The following is a 1,386-nucleotide window of genomic DNA, read 5'->3' as shown; positions in this document are numbered from 1 at the left end:
CATATACAGGCTCTTAAGCAGTAACTGTATATTTTAGATAGAAAAAAGGCTTCATTTATGATCTGATAATCGTCGCCAAACTAATACCAAAACCACGGATGAAGCCTGTGACGATTATCGCTATAAAACACCAATTAATGCAATTCTTCAGTGACGTTTCTTTGCAAAAAATGGCGCTTCGCTGCGGGTTTATTCAGCGCGTGAGAAATATCGAGCCTCATACGCTTATTCTCAGTCTTATCACAGCGCTCAGTTCGGGGAAAGTGACGTCTATAGCTCAGCTACACCAAAAATTTAATGGCCTGTGCCCCGATGAAAAACAACACGTTAGCTACCGTCCTTTTTATAATCAGCTACGGAAAGCGGCTTTTGTTGAATTTGTCAAAATATTGGTCAGGTTTGCCATGGCACAATGGGCTGAAAAGCACCTCGTCCTGCCCAAAAAACTCGCCAAATTTCAAAATGTTATTTTACAGGATGGCAGTTCATTTAAAGTCCATTCGGCACTGGCTGATGTTTTTCCTTGTCGATTTCAGGCAACCGCAGCGGCAGTGGAATGTCACATGACCTTGTCATTATTAACCCAGTCTCCCGTGAAAATGGCTGTTACTGCAGATACCGCCTCTGAGCGGACTCACCTGCCTATTCCGGCAACATTGCATGACCAATTATTATTAGCGGATGCCGGTTATGTCGATTTTGAGTATTTTGAACAACTCTCACGCTCAGGCGGTTCGTTTATTGTCCGGGGCGGTAAATCGCTTAATCCCCAAATAATCAGGGCACGCAATGGTCAGGGAAAAATCTTATCGAAGCTGTCCGATAAGCCCCTGAAATCCGTGACACGCAGAACGAATCGTTCTGAGGTGTTGGATCTGATTTGTCGGCGTAATGGCTATGAGTTTCGCCTGATCCGCCGTTGGTTTGCTGAAGAAAAACGTTTCTGTCTCTGGCTGACTAACTTATCAGTCGAGGAATTTACAGCCAATGACATCATGGATATTTATCGTTGCCGCTGGCAAATAGAACTGTTGTTTAAAGAACTCAAATCACACACGAACTGGCACCGGTTTACGACACGAAAAGAAACGTTGGTCACGGGGCTTATCTGGCTGAGCTTATTAGCGTTGTTGCTCAGACGCTCGCTGGCAAGGCGATTATTCCCAGCGGTTTCACTGCTTAAAGCGGCCCAAAATACGGAGATCTGGTTAAAACCCATAATAGAAAATCTCCTCCAAAGGGCATGGTCGGAAACGTGTTTTTGGCTGGAAAAAGCCAAAGCCTATTTATCCCAGAATGCATTCAAAACACCGCAAAGAAAGTCGTCTAAAAACAAAACATTGGATGCGTGTTTTGAACGACTTAATTCTTAAGATCCTGTATATG

1 protein-coding gene is annotated in these 1,386 nt (G+C 44.0%); it reads left to right on the top strand.

The features are described 5' to 3' along the window. The first annotated feature begins 107 nt into the window (after positions 1 to 107). On the top strand, positions 108 to 1,373 hold the full coding sequence (locus SLS51_RS22965) for an IS4 family transposase (RefSeq protein ID WP_323840803.1): 1,266 nt from the start codon (positions 108 to 110) through the stop codon (positions 1,371 to 1,373). Positions 1,374 to 1,386: the final 13 nt, after the last annotated feature.

Source organism: Photorhabdus africana (assembly GCF_035181445.1).
Taxonomy (GTDB): domain Bacteria; phylum Pseudomonadota; class Gammaproteobacteria; order Enterobacterales; family Enterobacteriaceae; genus Photorhabdus; species Photorhabdus laumondii.
The sequence above is the reverse complement of the archived record's forward strand: the minus strand, read 5'-3'. Positions and strand labels throughout refer to the sequence as shown.